The following is a 15402-nucleotide window of genomic DNA, read 5'->3' as shown; positions in this document are numbered from 1 at the left end:
CCTCTCGCCTGTCCGTCAGGTGTGGGTGATCAACGGAACGCCTTGTTCTTCGTTGCGGCCGGGGAGGACCATCACCCGCCCGCCGGCCTCGCGGAACACCAGGTCGAGGCGACGGTCGCCGACCGGCAGGTTCTCGAGCCGGAGCTCGCCGATGCCCAAGGGCAGTCGTGGCGAGCGCACGTGGAGCTCGTCACGCCAGCCGTCCACGTGCAGGCCCAGGCAGGCCTGCAGGACGCCGAACACGGACGCCGCGGCCCAGGCCTGCGGCAGGCAGGCGACGGGATAGGCGACCGGCGGCTCGCCGGCATGGCGCGGGAAGCCGCAGAAGAGCTCGGGCAGCCGCATGTCGAAGTGCACCGCCGCCTCGAACAGCGCCGAGAGCAGGCGCGGCACGGCGTCGGCGCCGCCATAGCGCCGGAAGCCTATGGCGCAGAGCGCGGTGTCGTGCGGCCAGACCGAGCCGTTGTGGTAGGACATGGGGTTGTAGCGGGGCTGGTCGCTGGCCAGGGTGCGAAGCCCCCACCCGTTGGTGAAGCCTGGGCCCAGAAGGGTTCGCATCACCGCCTGGGCGCGCTCGGGCGAGGGCAGGCCGACGAACAGTAGGTGTCCGGCGTTGGAGGCCTTCACCCGGCAGAGCTGGTTCTCGCCGTCGAGGGCGATGCCGTAGAAGCCGGCCTCTGGCATCCAGAACCGCGATTCCACCGCCTCGCGGATCTGCTCGGCCCGGCGACGCCATCCCTCGGCGTGGTCGCGGTCGAACCGCGTGGCCGCGAGCCGCGCCATCCCGCAGTAGGCGGCGTAGGCGTAGCCTTGCACCTCGACCAGGGCGATCGGCCCATCGGGGGTTCGGCCGTCCGCATGGAAGATGGAGTCGTGGCTGTCCTTCCAGCCCTGGTTCAAGAGGCCCGTGTCGGCCCCGCGCGCGTAACGGATGAGGCCCAGCGGGTCCGACTTGGCGAAGCTGTCCATCCAGCCGGTGGCGGCCAGGAGCGCAGGCCAGATCTGGTCCAGGAAGGCGCGGTCGCCGGTCCGCTCCGCGTAAGCCGCCGCCAGAGCGACGAACAGGCAGGTGGTGTCGACGCCGCCATAGTAGCGGCCGAACGGCACCTCGCCTTGTGCGGCCATCTCGCCGCGTCGGGCCTCGTGCAGGATCTTGCCCGGCGCCGCGTCGCGGAAGCTCGAGTGCTCGTCGGCCTGGGTCGCCGCGAGGTAGGCCAGCACGCCCTTGGCAAGGCTCGGATCGAGCCAGAGCAGCTGCCAGGCTGTGATGATCGCATCGCGGCCGAAGGTCGTGGAGAACCAAGGGATGCCGGCGTAGGGGTAGGGACCGGTGGCGAGATCCGTGGTGAGCAGCGCCAGGTCGGCCCGCGACTTGTCGAGCCAGGCGTTGAACAGCCGCCCCGAGGTATGGACCCGGCCGCCGCGGCGCAGGCGCCGCCGCATCGCGGCCTTGGCCAGCAGGCTCGCGCGCCGGAAGCGTCGCGCGGCGGGCGGCGGTCCCCCCTCCGGCCCCACCTCGAGGTAGACGTCCTTCGGCGTCCGCGGATCGAGCTCCAGGCGGATGCTGGCGTGGTGGGCGTCGAGGTGCGTCGGCCGCTCCGAGAACGCGATGACGCAGTCGCGGCGGTTCCCGTCGAGTCCTTCGTACTGAAACTTGACGCCCATCGGCAGGACCGTGGGCGAGGCACGATGGCCGCGGTGCGCGCGCGTCTGGCCGCGAACCTCGAACATGTCCTTGAAGTCGGCGTCGAAGCTGAAGTCGAGCGGCAGCGTGGCCGGAGCGTCCCCGTAGTTGACGCACCGGATCCGCTCGAAGAGCCGCCCGTCCCAGATCAGCCGCTTGCGCTCCAGGTGCACCACGCCTTCCGGCGTCGTGACCGCGCCAATGGGCGTGAGCGGCCGATTGGTGGCGTTGGCGGTGAAGATGACGTTGTCCCGACCCACGGCGCTGCTCAGCAGGGCAGGGGCGCTCCCGTCGAGCCGCAGGGTCAGGCGGGAGAGCTGCCGCGTGTCGTTTTGGAAGAGCCCGTCGGCGACCCCGTGGATGTCGCCGAACGCGTCGCAGACCAGGAAGACGTCGCCTTCCTTGAGGGTGAAGAGGCGGTCGGGCGCGCGCCGCTCGCGCTCGCTCGCCGCCTCGAAATGCGCCTCCGGCGCAAGCGCCAGGTCGTCCATGCTTCGTCCCCCAGCTTCCTCACGCGGCGACGGCTTTCACTTGAGCCGCCGCGCGCGAGACCGGTCCAGGCTCGGGCTGGCGCAGGCCGGCGTAAAGCGCGGCGTAGTGGCGCGCCATGGTGAGGGCGGAGAAGCGGGTCTCGAAACGTGCGCGCACCCCGGTGCGCCGCAGTTCGCCGATCCGGCCGACGGCGGCCACCGCCCCGTCCAAGTCCTCGACGATGAAGCCGGTGACGCCGGGCTCCACCACCTCCGGAACCGAGCCGCAGTTCCAGGCGATGACCGGCGTGCCGCAGGCCATGGCCTCGATCATCACCAGGCCGAAGGGCTCCGGCCAGTCGATGGGGAAGAGCAGGGCGTCGGCCCCGCCCAGGAAGGCGGATTTCTCCGCATCGCCGATCTCGCCGATGAACTCCACCAGGGGCTCGTCGCGGATCAGCGGCTCGATGACCTCGTTGAAGTAGGCGCGGTCGGCGGCGTCCACCTTGGCGGCGATCTTCAGCCGCTTGCCGGCGCGGCGCGCGATCTCGATCGCCCGGTCCGGGCGCTTCTCCGGCGAGATGCGGCCCAGGAAGGCCAGATAGCCCTCGCTGCGCAGGTGGAAGGTGTAGTGCTCCGGCGGGAAGCCGTGGTGCACGGTCCCGATCCAGTTGGCGAAGGGCAACGGCTTGCGCTGGTCGTCGCTGATCGAGACCAGCGGGAAGGCCGGCCAGCGGCGGTAGGCCTCCGGCAGGTCCTTTAGGTCGAGGCGCCCGTGCAGGGTCGTGACCGTCTTCTCCGCCAGGTCGGCGAAGATCGGGAAGTGCAGCAGGTCGGTGTGGAAGTGGATGACGTCGAAGTCGTCGGCGCGCCGCTTCACCTCGGCGAGCTGCGCCAGGTGCGCGGCGACGTCGGACTTCAGCGGGGCCGGGTCGAGGCGGATCGCCTGATCGCGCACCGGCACGAGCCGGGCGCGGGTCTGCGCCTCGGCGCTGGCGAACAGGGTCACCTCGTGGCCGAGCGCCACCAGCGCGTCGGTCAGGTGAGCCACCACACGCTCCGTCCCGCCGTACAGCCGCGGCGGGACCGCCTCGTAGAGGGGAGCGACCTGAGCAATCTTCATGCGGTTAATCCCTTCTTCTGAGAAGGGGGCGCAGCCCGCCCCCGGAGTTGCGCGCGCGCAACGCGCTTCACGGCCAAGCTGTTCCCGTCAGCTGGGGGCCTCGCGGCCGTCGGTGCGCGCGTATTGGAAGGTGCGGTGGAGCTCGTCGGCCGAAAGCGCCAGGACGACGCCCTTGTCGGCGCTCATCAGGACCGAGGCGTCCACCTCGACCGGATCCACAGCGCCATAGACGCTGGGAACGACGCGCAGCTTACCGGGCGGCGCGTCCGACGCGCACTGGCTGGCCGAGATCCACCCGATCTCGCGCCCGTTCCGATCGCGCACCGTCTCGCCGATCCGGATCTTGCGTCCTTGATCATCGACGAAGCAGACGAGCGGGTCCTGCAGGACCGACTGGCCGGCCGGCACGGCGCCTACGGCGAGGAGCACCCCCGCCAGGGTCAGACCGATCTGGGCCGCACGCCGGTTCCGTCGCCGGCGGGCCGAGGGCGCCACCGTCGTGATCATCTCCGCAACCTCGACTGAGTTCGGCCGGCGGGGCCGGCCACCCGGTGATCTATGGCGGCGCCGGACGCGCACAAGAGCGCGATTGGGGGTCAGGGCGCCGAGGTGTGGCCTCAGCGACACAGCCGGCGCAATAGCAGGTCGCCGCCCCCGATCAGCCTGCGCCGCTGGCTAAATAGACGGAGGCTTCACCATCAACCCTGCGCCCAGGGCCGCCTCACCCTGGCCGCAACGACAAGGAGGTCATCCCATGTGGAAGATCACGATCCTGGGCGACCGCCACGACGGCGCCGACAAGCTCCATGAGGAGCACTTCAACGGTAACCAGCAGGAGGCCGCCGAGCAGGCGACCATCCTCTTGGACCAGCACGGCGGTCTGCGGGCCGACGTGGACCCCGTCTGACAGGGGAGGGGCGGCCTTCGGGCCGCCCTGAACCTCTGATGCCGGCCGGTTGCGGCGGGCGCGGCCGAGACGGTGTGAGCCTCCGACGGCGCCCACGCGCGGAGACTTGGCTCCGGCCCCGCGACGGTCTTAGGGTAAGCCGGGACGCCCCCCAGCCCCCAACGCCCCGGCGTTCCGGGCGGCCTTGGAACCTAGGGTTCGAGGCCGCCCACCTGGGCGGCGCCGGCGTTCTCTCGCGCTGCGGCCGGATCGCCGCGCTCCAGGCGGATGCTGAAGCACGATCCCCGGCCGGCGACCGAGCGCACCTCTATGGTGTGGCCGAGCAACTGGGCGGTCTTCTGGACGATCCAGAGCCCGAGCCCGAGACCCTCGTTGCCGGTCGAATCGGCGCGCTCGAAGGCTTCGAAAATGCGTTCGAGCATATGCGGCGGAACGCCGGCGCCGGTGTCCCAGACCTCGATGGCGAGACCCCCGCCGCGGCGGCGAACGCCGATCAGCACGCCGCCCTCGAAGGTGTACTTGACCGCGTTGCCGACCAGGTTGCGCAGGATGGTCCGCAGCATGGCTCGGTCGCTGCGGACCGCCACGTGGGTGCAGGCGGTGCGCAGGCTCAGCCCCTTATGCTCCGCGCGCGGCCGCCAGGCCGCGATGACGCCGTCCAGGATCTCGTCCAGCGCAAAATCCTCGATCACCGGCGCCAGGTCCTGTTTGACCTCGGAGACCTGGGCCAGCGCCTTGAGCTCCTCGTCGAGGTCGACGGCGGCGATCTCCGCATGGCCCAACAGCCGGCGGCCACGGGCGCTCAGGTCCGTTTCACGTCGCAGGAGGTCGAGGGCGGCGACGATGGTCTGCAACGGCTGGCGCAGGTCGTGGCCGGCGACGGCGATCAGGCGGCTCTTGGCCCAGTTCGCCCGCTCGGCGTGGGTGAGGGCGCTCTGGAGCGCCTCGTCGCGCTGGCGATGTTCGGTGATGTCGGTGTGGGTGACCACGACATGGGTGACGCGCCCGGCTTCGTCGCGGACGGGGCCAGCCGACAACGCATTCCAGAACGGCCGCCCGTCGCGCCGCCGCATCTGTAGCTCTCGCTTCGGCATGGCGAGCGACACCACGGCGTCGAGGTCGCGGCCCTCGTCGGCCGGCAGGCTGAGAAGATTGAGGCCCCGCCCGATGACGTCCTCGATCGGGTAGCCGGTCAGCTGGCAGAAGGCCTCATTGCAGTAGACGATCGGCCGTCCCGGCGCGGTGGCGTCCAGCAGGGTGACCGGAATCGGCGCGCAGGAGAGCCCCGCCGCCAGGGTGGCGTTCTCCACCACCACAGCGGCCGGACCGCATGGCTGAGCCCGAAGCTCTCCCACCGCTTGCCTCGTCCGGATAAGCTCACACGCTGAGGCCCGTCCTCCGCCCGGCCGGCTTCCCTCGAGGTCGGCCAGAAAACCTTGCAGGCGGATGCGGCGGAACGCAATGTCCGCCGCTCAGTTGGGGTGCAGTTCTATGGGGCAAGGGATGGGAGAGGCGCAGGCGCCAGAAACAGTGCCACGTACGGCCAGCGGAGTGCCGGGGCTGGATACTGTCTTGAACGGCGGCTTCGTCGAAGGCGGCGTGTATATCGTCCAGGGCGATCCCGGTTCGGGCAAGACGATCCTCGCCAATCAGATCTGCTACAAGCATATCGAGGGCGGTGGCCGGGTCCTGTACGTGACCCTCCTGGCCGAAAGCCACTCGCGCCTGCTGCAGCAGCTCGGCACTTTGAGCTTCTTCGACCAGGCCGCCGTATCCGACCAGATCGTCTATGTGAGCGGCTTTACGACGCTGGAGGAGGACGGCCTGCCGGGCCTGCTCAACCTGCTGCGCCGGGAGATCAAGGGCCGCAAGGCGACCATGCTGGTGCTGGACGGCTTCCTCGCCACCCAGGCCTCCGCCTCGAGCGAGCGCGACTTCAAGAAGTTCATCCACGACCTGCAGGGCCAGGTCGCCGCCGCCGGCTGCACGACCTTCCTGCTGACCAATGACGACGGCCGCGCCAGCCGCCCGGAGCGGACCATGGTGGACGGGATCGTGCAGATGGTGCGCAGGCCTTCGGGCGATCGCACCGAACGCTACCTCGAAGTCGTGAAGCTGCGCTCCAGCGCCTTCCTGGAGGGTCGCCACGCCTACTCGATCGACAGCGACGGCTATCACGTCCATCCGCGTTTCGAGGCGCTCTACGCCACGCCCAGCCGGCACGACGACGTCGGCGAGGACCGCTACACCACGGGTGCGCCGTCGCTGGATGCGGTGATCGGCGGCGGTCTTCGCACCACCTCCACCTCGGCGGTGATCGGCCCCTCCGGCGCGGGCAAGACGACGATCGGCATTCAGTTCATCGGCGCGAGCACGCCCGAAGAACCGGGCCTTCTGTTCGGCTTCTACGAGACGCCGCCGCGCCTGAAGGTGAAGGCCAAACGGATCGGCGTCGACCTCGACGCCCTCACCGCGAGCGGCGCCGTCGAGATCCTGTGGCAGGCGCCGACCGAGCCGGTGTTCGACGCGCTGGGCCATCGGCTGGTCGACGCCGTGCGCCGGCGCAAGGTGAAGCGGCTGCTGGTGGATGGGCTCGGAGGTTTCATCGCGGCCGCCTCGGAGCCGTCGCGGATCTCGCGCTTCTTCGCCGCCCTCGCCAACGAGCTGCGGGTCCTGGGCGTGACGACCCTCTACACCATGGAGACGCGCGACCTGTTCGGCGCCCAGGTGGAAGTGCCGATCGACAACATCTCTAGCCTGGTTGAGAACCTGCTCTACATGCGGTTCGTCGAGCGGCAGTCCCGCATGGCGCGGATCCTCGCCATCGTGAAGATGCGCGACAGCGACTTCGATCCCGCCCTTCGGGAGTATACGATCGACGACAGCGGCATCCACATCGGCCAGCCGTTCGTCGGCGCCGAGGCCCTGATGACCGGCTTCGCCCATGAATCGGCGAGTGAACCGCGTCCGGCGCCGTTGCCGCCAAGAGCGTGAGGCGGCCTCGTGAAGACGGTTCTCGTGGTCGAGGATGAATTCGGCGTGGCGGACCTGATCCTGACCGCGCTCGAGGACGAGGGCTACCGGGTCCTCAAGGCCGCGCACGGGGCCCAGGCGCTGGAGCGTCTCGGCCAGGAGAAGCCGGACCTGATCATCAGCGACTTCATGATGCCCATCATGGACGGCCCGACCTTCGCAGCTCAGGTGAAGGCGATGGATGATCTCGCCCACGTGCCGATCATCATGATGAGCGCCGTCCCCGAGACCGCGCTGCGCGCCCGGTTCGACCGCTACGAGGTCTTCCTGCAGAAGCCGTTCCGGATCGATGACCTGGTGGAGGTCGTGGGGAAGGCGCTCGGCAAGGACGCAGGCTAGGCGTCGCCGTCATTCGGGGAACCCCGCGATCGGCGCTCGAAAGGCCGACCGCCGCGCGCCTCGTCCGCCACCTGGCCGCGCGAACGCCAGGCAAGGCCTGCATAGGCGAGGATCGCGGCGCCGGAGAGGGCCGTCACCGCCCAGAGCATCGGCTCGGAAAGCGGCCTGGGACTGACGATCAGGCTCGCCAGCAACACGCCCACCAGGAGGATCGGCGCGATGAGGAGACCGTCGCGCCGCCTCATTCCGCGGCCGAGCCTTCTGTGAAGGCGCCGCCGGCCGAGCCCTCGCCATCGTCGTTGGCCGCGATCGCCTGCACCAGGTCGGTGATGCTCTTGCGGGTGCTGCGCCGGCGGATGCTCAGGAAGGCCTCGGCGAGCGCCGGTCCGTTCGGCTCCAGCAGCAGGCCTTGCAGCACGTTGTCGTAGGCGGCCGCGTAGGCTTCGCCGGACGGCGTCGCCGGATCATGGAGGCCGTCGAAAAAATAGCCGACCGGAACCTCCAGCACCTGGGCGATGCGGTAGAGCGTCGAGGCGCTGATGCGGTTGGCGCCGCGCTCATACTTCTGGACCTGCTGGAAGGTGAGGTCGAGCGCTTCGGCCAACCGCTCCTGGCTGTAGCCCAGGGCCTTGCGCCGCAGCCGCACCCGCAGGCCCACATGCACGTCTATGGGGTCCGGCCCCTCTCCGCGCGCCATAGTCATCCCCTCATACTAGCCGGCTTTTCGCCGGACGAAGTGTCAATCGCTGCAGCACGGGCGGGGGGCGGTCCCGCGCTGCTCTGCGCAGAGCGCAGTTCGCCCGTGCGGCGCACTTATCCGCCACGGAACACGCAAGCCATATCGCAGGTTCTGCCCATGTACCAGAGGCTGCAAAGCACATCCGCCGCAGCTTTGGATCGATGAAGTAGAGTCGCCACGCCACAACTTGCTCACCTGAATGAAGCGGCCACGGCTGATCGCGCCAGGGATCGGCAATACACGCGGCCGTCTGCCCCGGAGCTAGGCCTTAAGTGTCGGCGCAGCTTTGGCCATCGCGCGGTCTCGAAAGATTTGAACACGGGTTGGTGTGACAGGTTTTCGACGTTCAAGCCCCGGGCGCGTACGCTTGGCGACATCCGTCGCTCATCCGGCCGCGACGGGCTGAGAGACGCAAGCGCTCCCGCCAGGCGGAGCAGCGCGCGTGTTTGACGAGTCCCCCATTGTCCTTGTCGCCGAGGACGAAAGCCTGGTGAGAGACCTGATCGAAGCCGTCCTGGAGGACAGCGGCTTTGCGCTGCGCCTGGCTGCGACGGGCCGCGAGGCGATCGACGCGCTCGACGTCCAGAAGGTCGCGGCCCTGGTGACCGATATCGACCTCGGCGCCGGGTGCTCCGGCTGGGAGGTGGCGGCCCACGCCCGCGAACGCGACCCTGCCCTGCCGGTGATCTACATGAGCGGGGGGAGCGCCTACGCCTGGCCCGACCGGGGCGTTCCCAACAGCCAGATGCTGGCCAAGCCTTTCGCCCCCACCCTGTTGCTGGAAGTGTTGCAGACGGAGCTCGGCGGACCGGGGCGCGCCGGACGCTGACCTCAGCGAGCCTCCCCTGAGGTCGATTGTGTCCATCGGCCGCCCGTGACTAATCTGGTCTTCGGCGGCGCCTTACCCGACGGCGACCGCTGGCGGACACTCCAGTCCGGTGCTCGGCCCCGGCCCCCCCGGGCCGAGCATTGGACGGGGGTCAGGCCGCTTGCGAGGCCGCGCCCGATTCCTCGCGGCTCCGTTTCAGGGCCCGCGCCCACCAGGCCAGGTCGTCGAACATGGCGTCGGCCATCTTCTCCAGGTGCGGCATGTCCTTCAGCGTCTTCTCGCCCTTGATCGCGGCATAGAAGTCGCCGCCGCCGATGTGCACGGCGTGCCGGATGGGCGCCATCTGCAGCTCGATCGCGATCAGCCGCAGTTGCTCCACCGCCCGGGCGCCGCCGACGCTGCCGTAGCCGACGAAGGCGACGGGTTTGCGGTTGTACTCCCGGTAGGCGTGGTCCAGGGCGTTCTTCAGGACGCCGGTCGGGCCGCGATTGTATTCGGCCGCCGTGATCAGGTAGCCGTCCAGCTCCGCCATCTTGGCCCGCCAGCGGCGCGACTCTCGATGCGGCGAAGGCCCATAGGCCGGCGACAGGGCGTCGGAGAAGAAGGGAAGGGCGTAGTCTTTCAGGTCGACGGTCTCGAAGGCCAGGTCGTCGCGCCGCGCGGCGAGCTCCGAAATCCAGGCCGCGGCCTTGTCGGCGAAGCGGTTCTCGCGGACGGACCCGACGATGAGGCCGATCTTTGGCTTGTCCAAGGCATCACCTCTTTCGCTTGGTTCAGGGCCGGCCGGGCCGGCCTTGCGTCACGCCGAGCGATGTAGGTCTCGCCGACCGCCGCGCCAGCCCGCCGGCACGCTCACGGCCGCGCCGGCGCCGTGCCGCTGGGCGCGGTAAGCCCTGGCCGACAGGACCAGGGCCTTGAAGAGGCGCCGGAAGACCCGCCGATGCAGCAGCAGCTCGGGGTGGAACTGCACCCCGATGCAGAAGTCGCGGTCGCTGCGCTCGATCGCCTGCGGCAGGCCGTTCTCTTCCCGGGCGCTGACCGTCAGGCCCTTGCCGAGGCGGTCGACGGCCTGGCTGTGGATCGAGTTCACCCAGAGCCGCTCGCAGCCCAGGACGGCGTGCAGCTGCGTGCCGGGGGTGACGGACACCTGCTTGCGGAAATGGATCTGCCGCAGCCAGTGCTGCGGATAGGGCGTGGGATGGAACCGCTCGGCCACGTCCATGTGCAGGGAGCCGCCGGCGGCGACATTCATCAGCTGGGCCCCGCGGCAGATGCCCAGGGTCGGCAGGTCTTCGGCCAGCGCCCGCTCGAGGAGGGCGAGCTCCATCTGCTCGCGCGGATGGTCGTAGCTGTAATCGGCCTTCGGCCGGGTCTGGAAGCGGCCTGGAAAGACGTCCGAGCCGCCGCTGAGCACGAGGCCGTCGAGCCGCACTTGCTCCCATCCGCTCGATTCCAGCCGCACGGCGCGGCCGCCGGCGAGCCGGATAGCGAGGGCGATCGCGAGGAAGGACAGGAGGTCGCCGACGGAAGGCCGGGTGACGCCGATGGTCGGGCGGGGGTCCACCGGCTCACTCCACCACGAGGCCGCGCGCGTCGGCGTCGTACTTCAGCTCAGGCGGCAGCTTGCCGTGCCGGATCAGGGAGGCGACGACGAAGAGGGCGCCCAGGCTGACCAGCGGATCGTCCGAGCGGAAGAGCTCGTTCGGCGCGTTCTGGGCGGTGCGGAGCGACTCCCTAAGCCGCTGGGCGGCGCGGCCGAGATCCAGACCGGACCCGAACCCGCGCGCGAGCTCGCGGGAGGCGTCGAGCAGCCGTCCGCTCTGGAAGAGGTGGACCGACTGGCCCCAGGCGTCGCGCAGGCCCGCAAAGCCCTCGTCGGAGTCGGCGACCTCCTGGATCGCGGAGAGGAGGTGAAGGCCGCCCACCTTGGTCCGCTGGCCGAGCTTGGGCGCGGCAGGCGTGATGACCCGGCCGGTGACCGCCAGCTCGTAGAGCATCCAGGGGAAGTCGACGCCGGACTCGACCGTATGGAACAGCCCCGCCCAGAAGCGCGGGTTCACCTCGATGAGGAAGGGTTCGGCGACCCCGTCCCAGCGGAAATCCACCTCCACCACGCCGGTCCAGCCAAGCCGGCCGAAGAGGCTGTCGGCCGTCGCCAGGAAGGGGCTGTCGTCGACGGTCTCGCGCAACACGCCGGCCCCCGCGCCGCGCGGGAACTGCGAGAGGTTGCGATAGGCCGCGCTCGCCAGCCGGCGTCCCTGGTCGTAGAGCGCGGTCAGGCAGAAGTCCTGGCCCGGAATGTAATCCTGGATGAGCAGCGGCTCCGTCGGGCTCGACAGCAGCTCATCCAGCGCCTCGGCGTCCGTCAGGCGCCGGACGCCGCGCCCGCCCACGCCGCGCACCGGCTTGGCCACGAGGGGATACTGCGCCGGACGGGGCGCGCCGGTCCGGAGCGTCTCGTCGGTCCAGGTCCGCGGCGCATTCAGGCCCAGCTCATGGGCCGTGCGCATCAGCGCGTCCTTCGGGTCGACGGCCGCGATCGCCTCGATCGCCGGAGCGGCCACCTGGATGTGCCGCGACAGCCGCTCGGCGTGGCGGGCGATGATCCGCGTCTCCTGGAAACAGGGGATCAGCACATAAGGTCGGCCGTCCTTCGGCTTGTGCCGGATGATCGCCGCCTCCAGCTCGTCGATGAACCGATCGGGATCCTTGGCCGCCGGCGCGTGGGTGAAGTGCTTCTTGGCGAAACGGGAGAAGGACACCGCGGTCAGGCCGACGTCGTCGCAGCCGATCACCTCGACGCCGCGACGTCCGAGGGAATGGGCGATCGTCAGGGCCATGAGGCTGCGCCCGTAGGTGACGATCACCCGTCCTGACTTCAGCTGTGCGTGCGTGGCGTCCATGTCCTTCCAGGGTAAAGATGGTTCGAGGCGCCGGTCGCGCAAGCGGCCCTCAGGCGGGTGGCAGCGCAGCGGCCCGGCTCGCATCCAGGTAGGCCAGGGCGCTCGTCCCTCTTGCATGGTCGAGCTCCGCCACGAGGGGATTGGCGAGGGGGATTTCGAGCCGCCGGACCTCCTCGGGCGCAAGGCGCAGGAGGTCGCTCAGCAGGGCGCGAAGGCTGTTGCCGTGGGCCACCACCAGGACCGGTCCGGCCGAGAGGGCGCTGTCGAGCTGGGCGCGCCAGGGCTTCAACCGCGCCTGGACATCTTGCAGGCTCTCCGTGCGCGGCGCGGGGACGCCGCGGTAGCGGCGGTCCCGCGCCAGCGCCTGATGGTCAGATTCCCCCATGGGCGGCGGCCGGTCCGAATAGCCGCGGCGCCAGCGGGCGATCTGTTCGGCGCCGAACCGTTCCGCGGCCTCGTCCTTCTTCAGGCCCGTCAAGGCGCCGTAGTGGCGCTCGTTGAGCCGCCACGTCTTGTGCTCGGGGACGAAGGCCTGGCCGCCCGCCTGCAGCACGATCCACAGGGTCCGGATCGCCCGGGTGAGCACCGAGGAGAACGCCGTCTCGAGCTCCAAGCCTTGCGCGCGGAGCAGCCGGCCGGCGGCCTCGGCCTGGGCTTCGCCCTCAGACGTCAGGTCGACGTCGGCCCAGCCGGTGAACCGGTTGGCGGCGTTCCACTGGCTCTGGCCGTGGCGGAGGAGGACGAGGCGGCGCATGGCGAAGCTCGGGCTTCGGGAAACCGCCCGCCCAACACGTTGGCGCACATGCGGTTCCAAGGCACCGTTCGGCGCTTCTCTCGTTATGGCGACGACTTTCTCGGATCGTGAGGCGTCATGGATTGGCCGCTCGTGCTGACCGGCCTGGCGGGAAGCACGGCGGCGGGCGTGGCGACCGGCGTCGGGGCCCTGCCGGTCTTCTTTATCCGCACGCTTTCGGACCGCGTGCAGTCGGCGTTCTTGGGGTTCGCCGCGGGCGTCATGCTGACCGCGGCCTTCCGCTCGCTGATCTCCCCGGCGCTGGAGCTCGCGCCGCAGCACCCGCTCGGCGCCACGATCGGCCACGCCGAGGTGGTGCTGGGGCTGGCGCTGGGCGCGATGGCCGTGCAGCTCGTGAACCGCTTCGCGCCGCACGAGCACTTCGTGATCAGGATCGAAGGCGTACCCGCCGAGTCCCTGCAGCGAATCTGGCTGATCGTCATCGCCATAGCCCTGCACAACATCCCCGAAGGACTGGCCCTTGGCGTGAGCTTCGGCGGCCCCGACGTCGCCAACGGCACGAGCGCGGCCCTGGGCATCGGCGTGCAGAACCTGCCCGAGGGCCTCGCCGTCGCCGCCGCCCTGGCCAGCATCAACTATCCGCGCAAGGTCGCCTTTGCGGTGGCGCTTCTGACCGGGCTGCTGGAGCCGGTCAGCGGCTTCATCGGCATCGCCCTGGTGTCGTGGATCGACGGATTGCTGCCGGCGGCCTTGGCCTTCGCGGCCGGCGCCATGGTGTGGGTGGTCAGCGCCGAGATCATCCCGGAGACCCACGCCAAGGGACACCAGGCCGTGGCCACGGGATCGCTGATGGCGGGACTGATCCTGATGGTGGTGATCGACGCCTGGCTAGCGGGCGGCTGATCCCCGGGCGTCGCGCAGCCTGGCGGCTCCCATGGTGGCGATCTTCGCCGCCGCTGAGCGGGTGACGCTCGGCCGGGCGAATCGCCAGAGCGCTGCGGCTCCGCGAAGCGCGGCCAGCCGCGCGGCCGGGTTGGCGAGCACGCCCGCGCCGGCGAGGAGGCCCGCAGTCACGAGCGTCGTCTTCACCGGATGGCGACGCGCATAGGCGGCTGCGGCCTGGGCGCCTTGCATCGTCGCCTGGCCCGCTTCCGCCGCCCGCGTTCGCGCCGCGACGCCGGCGCGTTCGGCGATCGCGCGCCCCTCGTCCGCCAGCCGGCTGGTTCGGCCGGTCTCCTTGACCTTGGAACGGGTTGGTTTTCGATCTTCGGCCATGGCCATGGCGTAGCTCCTTTCGCCGCGCGGTAACGCTTCAGCGGCCCAGCCGATCCGGCGCTGCAACAGAGGCCGGGGACGCCCGTTTCCCGCAGCGATGCGCTTGAGTCCGAACCCTGTCCTCGACCTGAAGGCCGCCAAGATCGCGGCCGTGGTCAACGCCGCGAGCGGCCGCTGCAGCCGGGTGACCGGCGAGGCGCTGCGCGCGCACCTGCAGGCGCACGGCCTTGCGCCGGCGGAGGTCTGGTGCGGACTGGGCGCGGATCTTTGCCGGGCGCTGGACCGGGTCCTGGCCGGCAAGCCCGACGTGCTCATCGTCCTGGGCGGCGACGGCACCGTGCGCACGGCGGCCGAACGCTGCGAGCCCTCGGGACCCGTGCTGATGCCGCTCCCGGGCGGCACCATGAACGTGCTGCCGCGCGCGCTCTACGGCGCCCGGACCTGGCGTCAGGCGATCAACGACGTGCTGGCCGCGCCTCAGCTCTGCCCGGTCAACGGGGCTCGGGTCGCCGGCCAGCGATTCTTCGCCGCGGCGCTCTTCGGCGGGCCGTCCCTGCTGCAGGAGGCGCGGGAGGCGGTCCGCTACGGAGAGTTCGCCCTGGCGGCCCGCAAGGGCCTGGCGGCTCTGCGCAGCGCCTTCGATCGCGAGCTCATCTGCCTGTGGGACGACGCCGACGAGGCGCGGGGGGAGGCGGTCGCCGTCCTTTGCCCGCTGGCCTCGCCCCGGCTCGCCCCCTCCGAGGCTCGCCTGGAAGCCGCCGTGGTCCACCCCGAAGGGCCGCTCGACGCCTTGCGCCTGGTGCTCGCCGCAGCGTTCCGGGACTGGCGCGCCGATCCGGACGTCCGCTGCGCCATGGCCCAGACGGTCGAGGTGCTGGGCGCCGGCCCCGTGCCCGCCTTGCTGGACGGCGAGCGGTTCATCTTCGAAGGACCGCTGCGGGTCGAGCTCGTGCCGGAGGCTTTCCTGGCGCTCACGCCGGGCGACCGGCCCGGATGACGGCGGGCGCCCGACGTCCAGCCACTGGACGCAGGCCCAAGAACGCTCGCCCTCAGCAGGGTCTCATCGCGCCGGTCGCCACCGCGATCCTGAAACACTCCTGGGCGCCGGTCTCGCAGTCGATGACGGTTACGGAGACCTCCTCCTGGCCTGTGTCGTCGTCTGGTCCCCAGCACTCGAGGAAGCCGATCGCCGCATCGGTGAAGCTCTCCGCCTCCGGGACCTTGTGGCCGGAGCAGGGGCCCTCGTCCGTCGCATAGGCGTAGAAGCGACCCGGCGCAGGGCTCGCACAAGGTTCCGGTTGGCGATGCGACGGCGAAACGCGGTTCATCGGCGGATCACGACCATA

Annotated in this window: 18 protein-coding genes; 6 read left to right on the top strand and 12 right to left on the bottom strand. The window is 70.5% G+C overall.

Annotated features, from left to right (window positions below; all coding sequences use genetic code 11):
* Positions 1-15 precede the first annotated feature (15 nt).
* The 3 genes from H2041_RS12805 to H2041_RS12795 form a co-directional block, all read right to left on the bottom strand.
* Complete coding sequence (locus H2041_RS12805; protein ID WP_293392221.1) at positions 16-2175, bottom strand: amylo-alpha-1,6-glucosidase; 2160 nt, start codon at positions 2173-2175, stop codon at positions 16-18.
* Between the two features lie 19 nt (positions 2176-2194).
* Entirely contained in the window at positions 2195-3277 is a 1083-nt protein-coding gene (locus H2041_RS12800) for a glycosyltransferase family 4 protein (protein WP_293392222.1), read from the bottom strand.
* A gap of 87 nt (positions 3278-3364) precedes the next feature.
* Complete coding sequence (locus tag H2041_RS12795) at positions 3365-3784, bottom strand: hypothetical protein (RefSeq protein ID WP_293392225.1); 420 nt, start codon at positions 3782-3784, stop codon at positions 3365-3367.
* A 247-nt stretch (positions 3785-4031) separates the two neighbouring features.
* On the opposite strand from H2041_RS12795, the gene H2041_RS12790 reads away from it, so the two are divergent.
* Positions 4032-4184 carry a hypothetical protein gene (locus H2041_RS12790; RefSeq protein WP_293413181.1) on the top strand — a complete coding sequence of 51 codons (153 nt, stop codon included), beginning with the start codon at positions 4032-4034 and terminating at the stop codon, positions 4182-4184.
* 191 nt (positions 4185-4375) lie between these two features.
* Here the strand turns inward: H2041_RS12790 and H2041_RS12785 are convergent, their stop codons facing one another.
* The gene (locus H2041_RS12785; protein WP_293413179.1) at positions 4376-5539 is read right to left on the bottom strand and encodes an ATP-binding protein; all 1164 of its coding nucleotides are present in this window, start codon (positions 5537-5539) and stop codon (positions 4376-4378) included.
* Positions 5540-5630: 91 nt separating this feature from the next.
* Here H2041_RS12785 and H2041_RS12780 point away from each other — a divergent pair, with 91 nt between their 5' ends.
* Together H2041_RS12780 and H2041_RS12775 are read left to right on the top strand one after the other, a co-directional pair.
* On the top strand, positions 5631-7178 hold the full coding sequence (locus tag H2041_RS12780) for an RAD55 family ATPase (RefSeq protein WP_367133738.1): 1548 nt from the start codon (positions 5631-5633) through the stop codon (positions 7176-7178).
* Between the two features lie 9 nt (positions 7179-7187).
* Positions 7188-7556 carry a response regulator gene (locus tag H2041_RS12775; protein WP_293392233.1) on the top strand — a complete coding sequence of 123 codons (369 nt, stop codon included), beginning with the start codon at positions 7188-7190 and terminating at the stop codon, positions 7554-7556.
* Here the strand turns inward: H2041_RS12775 and H2041_RS12770 are convergent.
* Both H2041_RS12770 and H2041_RS12765 read right to left on the bottom strand, forming a co-directional pair.
* Positions 7553-7801, bottom strand: coding sequence for a hypothetical protein (locus H2041_RS12770; RefSeq protein WP_293392236.1), 249 nt, complete (start codon positions 7799-7801; stop codon positions 7553-7555). The two genes, H2041_RS12775 and H2041_RS12770, sit on opposite strands and share 4 nt — an antisense overlap.
* The gene (locus tag H2041_RS12765; RefSeq protein ID WP_293392238.1) at positions 7798-8253 is read right to left on the bottom strand and encodes a helix-turn-helix transcriptional regulator; all 456 of its coding nucleotides are present in this window, start codon (positions 8251-8253) and stop codon (positions 7798-7800) included. The genes H2041_RS12770 and H2041_RS12765 overlap by 4 nt, the downstream gene beginning before the upstream one ends.
* A 484-nt stretch (positions 8254-8737) precedes the next feature.
* Here H2041_RS12765 and H2041_RS12760 point away from each other — a divergent pair, with 484 nt between their 5' ends.
* On the top strand, positions 8738-9124 hold the full coding sequence (locus H2041_RS12760) for a response regulator (protein WP_293392240.1): 387 nt from the start codon (positions 8738-8740) through the stop codon (positions 9122-9124).
* A gap of 151 nt (positions 9125-9275) precedes the next feature.
* Here the strand turns inward: H2041_RS12760 and H2041_RS12755 are convergent, their stop codons facing one another.
* Genes H2041_RS12755 through H2041_RS12740 form a run of 4 tightly spaced genes read right to left on the bottom strand, consistent with a single transcriptional unit; the run spans position 9276 to position 12781 of the window.
* Positions 9276-9875, bottom strand: a complete 600-nt coding sequence (locus tag H2041_RS12755) for an NADPH-dependent FMN reductase (RefSeq protein WP_293392243.1) — start codon at positions 9873-9875, stop codon at positions 9276-9278.
* A gap of 48 nt (positions 9876-9923) precedes the next feature.
* Positions 9924-10688: a gamma-glutamyl-gamma-aminobutyrate hydrolase family protein gene (locus H2041_RS12750; RefSeq protein WP_293392245.1), complete on the bottom strand. Its 765-nt coding sequence runs from the start codon at positions 10686-10688 to the stop codon at positions 9924-9926.
* A 4-nt stretch (positions 10689-10692) separates the two neighbouring features.
* Positions 10693-12027, bottom strand: coding sequence for an ATP-grasp domain-containing protein (locus H2041_RS12745; RefSeq protein WP_293413175.1), 1335 nt, complete (start codon positions 12025-12027; stop codon positions 10693-10695).
* 49 nt (positions 12028-12076) lie between these two features.
* Entirely contained in the window at positions 12077-12781 is a 705-nt protein-coding gene (locus H2041_RS12740; protein WP_293387376.1) for a 2,3-diphosphoglycerate-dependent phosphoglycerate mutase, read from the bottom strand.
* A gap of 117 nt (positions 12782-12898) precedes the next feature.
* On the opposite strand from H2041_RS12740, the gene H2041_RS12735 reads away from it, so the two are divergent.
* A complete protein-coding gene (locus tag H2041_RS12735; RefSeq protein ID WP_293413173.1) occupies positions 12899-13684 on the top strand; it encodes a ZIP family metal transporter in 786 nt (261 codons plus the stop codon).
* On the opposite strand, the gene H2041_RS12730 is transcribed toward H2041_RS12735, so the two are convergent.
* A complete protein-coding gene (locus H2041_RS12730; RefSeq protein ID WP_293413171.1) occupies positions 13670-14122 on the bottom strand; it encodes a hypothetical protein in 453 nt (150 codons plus the stop codon). The two genes, H2041_RS12735 and H2041_RS12730, sit on opposite strands and share 15 nt — an antisense overlap.
* A 37-nt stretch (positions 14123-14159) precedes the next feature.
* Between H2041_RS12730 and H2041_RS12725 the strand changes: the two genes are divergently transcribed.
* On the top strand, positions 14160-15053 hold the full coding sequence (locus H2041_RS12725; protein ID WP_293413169.1) for a diacylglycerol kinase family protein: 894 nt from the start codon (positions 14160-14162) through the stop codon (positions 15051-15053).
* Positions 15054-15105: 52 nt separating this feature from the next.
* On the opposite strand, the gene H2041_RS12720 is transcribed toward H2041_RS12725, so the two are convergent.
* A complete protein-coding gene (locus tag H2041_RS12720) occupies positions 15106-15384 on the bottom strand; it encodes a DUF5961 family protein (protein ID WP_293387370.1) in 279 nt (92 codons plus the stop codon).
* Positions 15385-15402: the final 18 nt, after the last annotated feature.

The sequence above is a fragment of the Phenylobacterium sp. genome, from assembly GCF_013911965.1.
Lineage (GTDB): Bacteria > Pseudomonadota > Alphaproteobacteria > Caulobacterales > Caulobacteraceae > Phenylobacterium.
This window is presented reverse-complemented; position numbering and strand designations above follow the sequence as displayed.

Coding starts and splice junctions, on each gene's coding strand:
- H2041_RS12805 (WP_293392221.1), bottom strand. CDS start 2,175: ATGGACGACCTGGCGCTTGCGCCGGAGGCGCATTTCGAGGCGGCGAGC.
- H2041_RS12800 (WP_293392222.1), bottom strand. CDS start 3,277: ATGAAGATTGCTCAGGTCGCTCCCCTCTACGAGGCGGTCCCGCCGCGG.
- H2041_RS12795 (WP_293392225.1), bottom strand. CDS start 3,784: ATGATCACGACGGTGGCGCCCTCGGCCCGCCGGCGACGGAACCGGCGT.
- H2041_RS12790 (WP_293413181.1), top strand. CDS start 4,032: ATGTGGAAGATCACGATCCTGGGCGACCGCCACGACGGCGCCGACAAG.
- H2041_RS12780 (WP_367133738.1), top strand. CDS start 5,631: ATGCGGCGGAACGCAATGTCCGCCGCTCAGTTGGGGTGCAGTTCTATG.
- H2041_RS12770 (WP_293392236.1), bottom strand. CDS start 7,801: ATGAGGCGGCGCGACGGTCTCCTCATCGCGCCGATCCTCCTGGTGGGC.
- H2041_RS12765 (WP_293392238.1), bottom strand. CDS start 8,253: ATGGCGCGCGGAGAGGGGCCGGACCCCATAGACGTGCATGTGGGCCTG.
- H2041_RS12745 (WP_293413175.1), bottom strand. CDS start 12,027: ATGGACGCCACGCACGCACAGCTGAAGTCAGGACGGGTGATCGTCACC.
- H2041_RS12740 (WP_293387376.1), bottom strand. CDS start 12,781: ATGCGCCGCCTCGTCCTCCTCCGCCACGGCCAGAGCCAGTGGAACGCC.
- H2041_RS12735 (WP_293413173.1), top strand. CDS start 12,899: ATGGATTGGCCGCTCGTGCTGACCGGCCTGGCGGGAAGCACGGCGGCG.
- H2041_RS12720 (WP_293387370.1), bottom strand. CDS start 15,384: ATGAACCGCGTTTCGCCGTCGCATCGCCAACCGGAACCTTGTGCGAGC.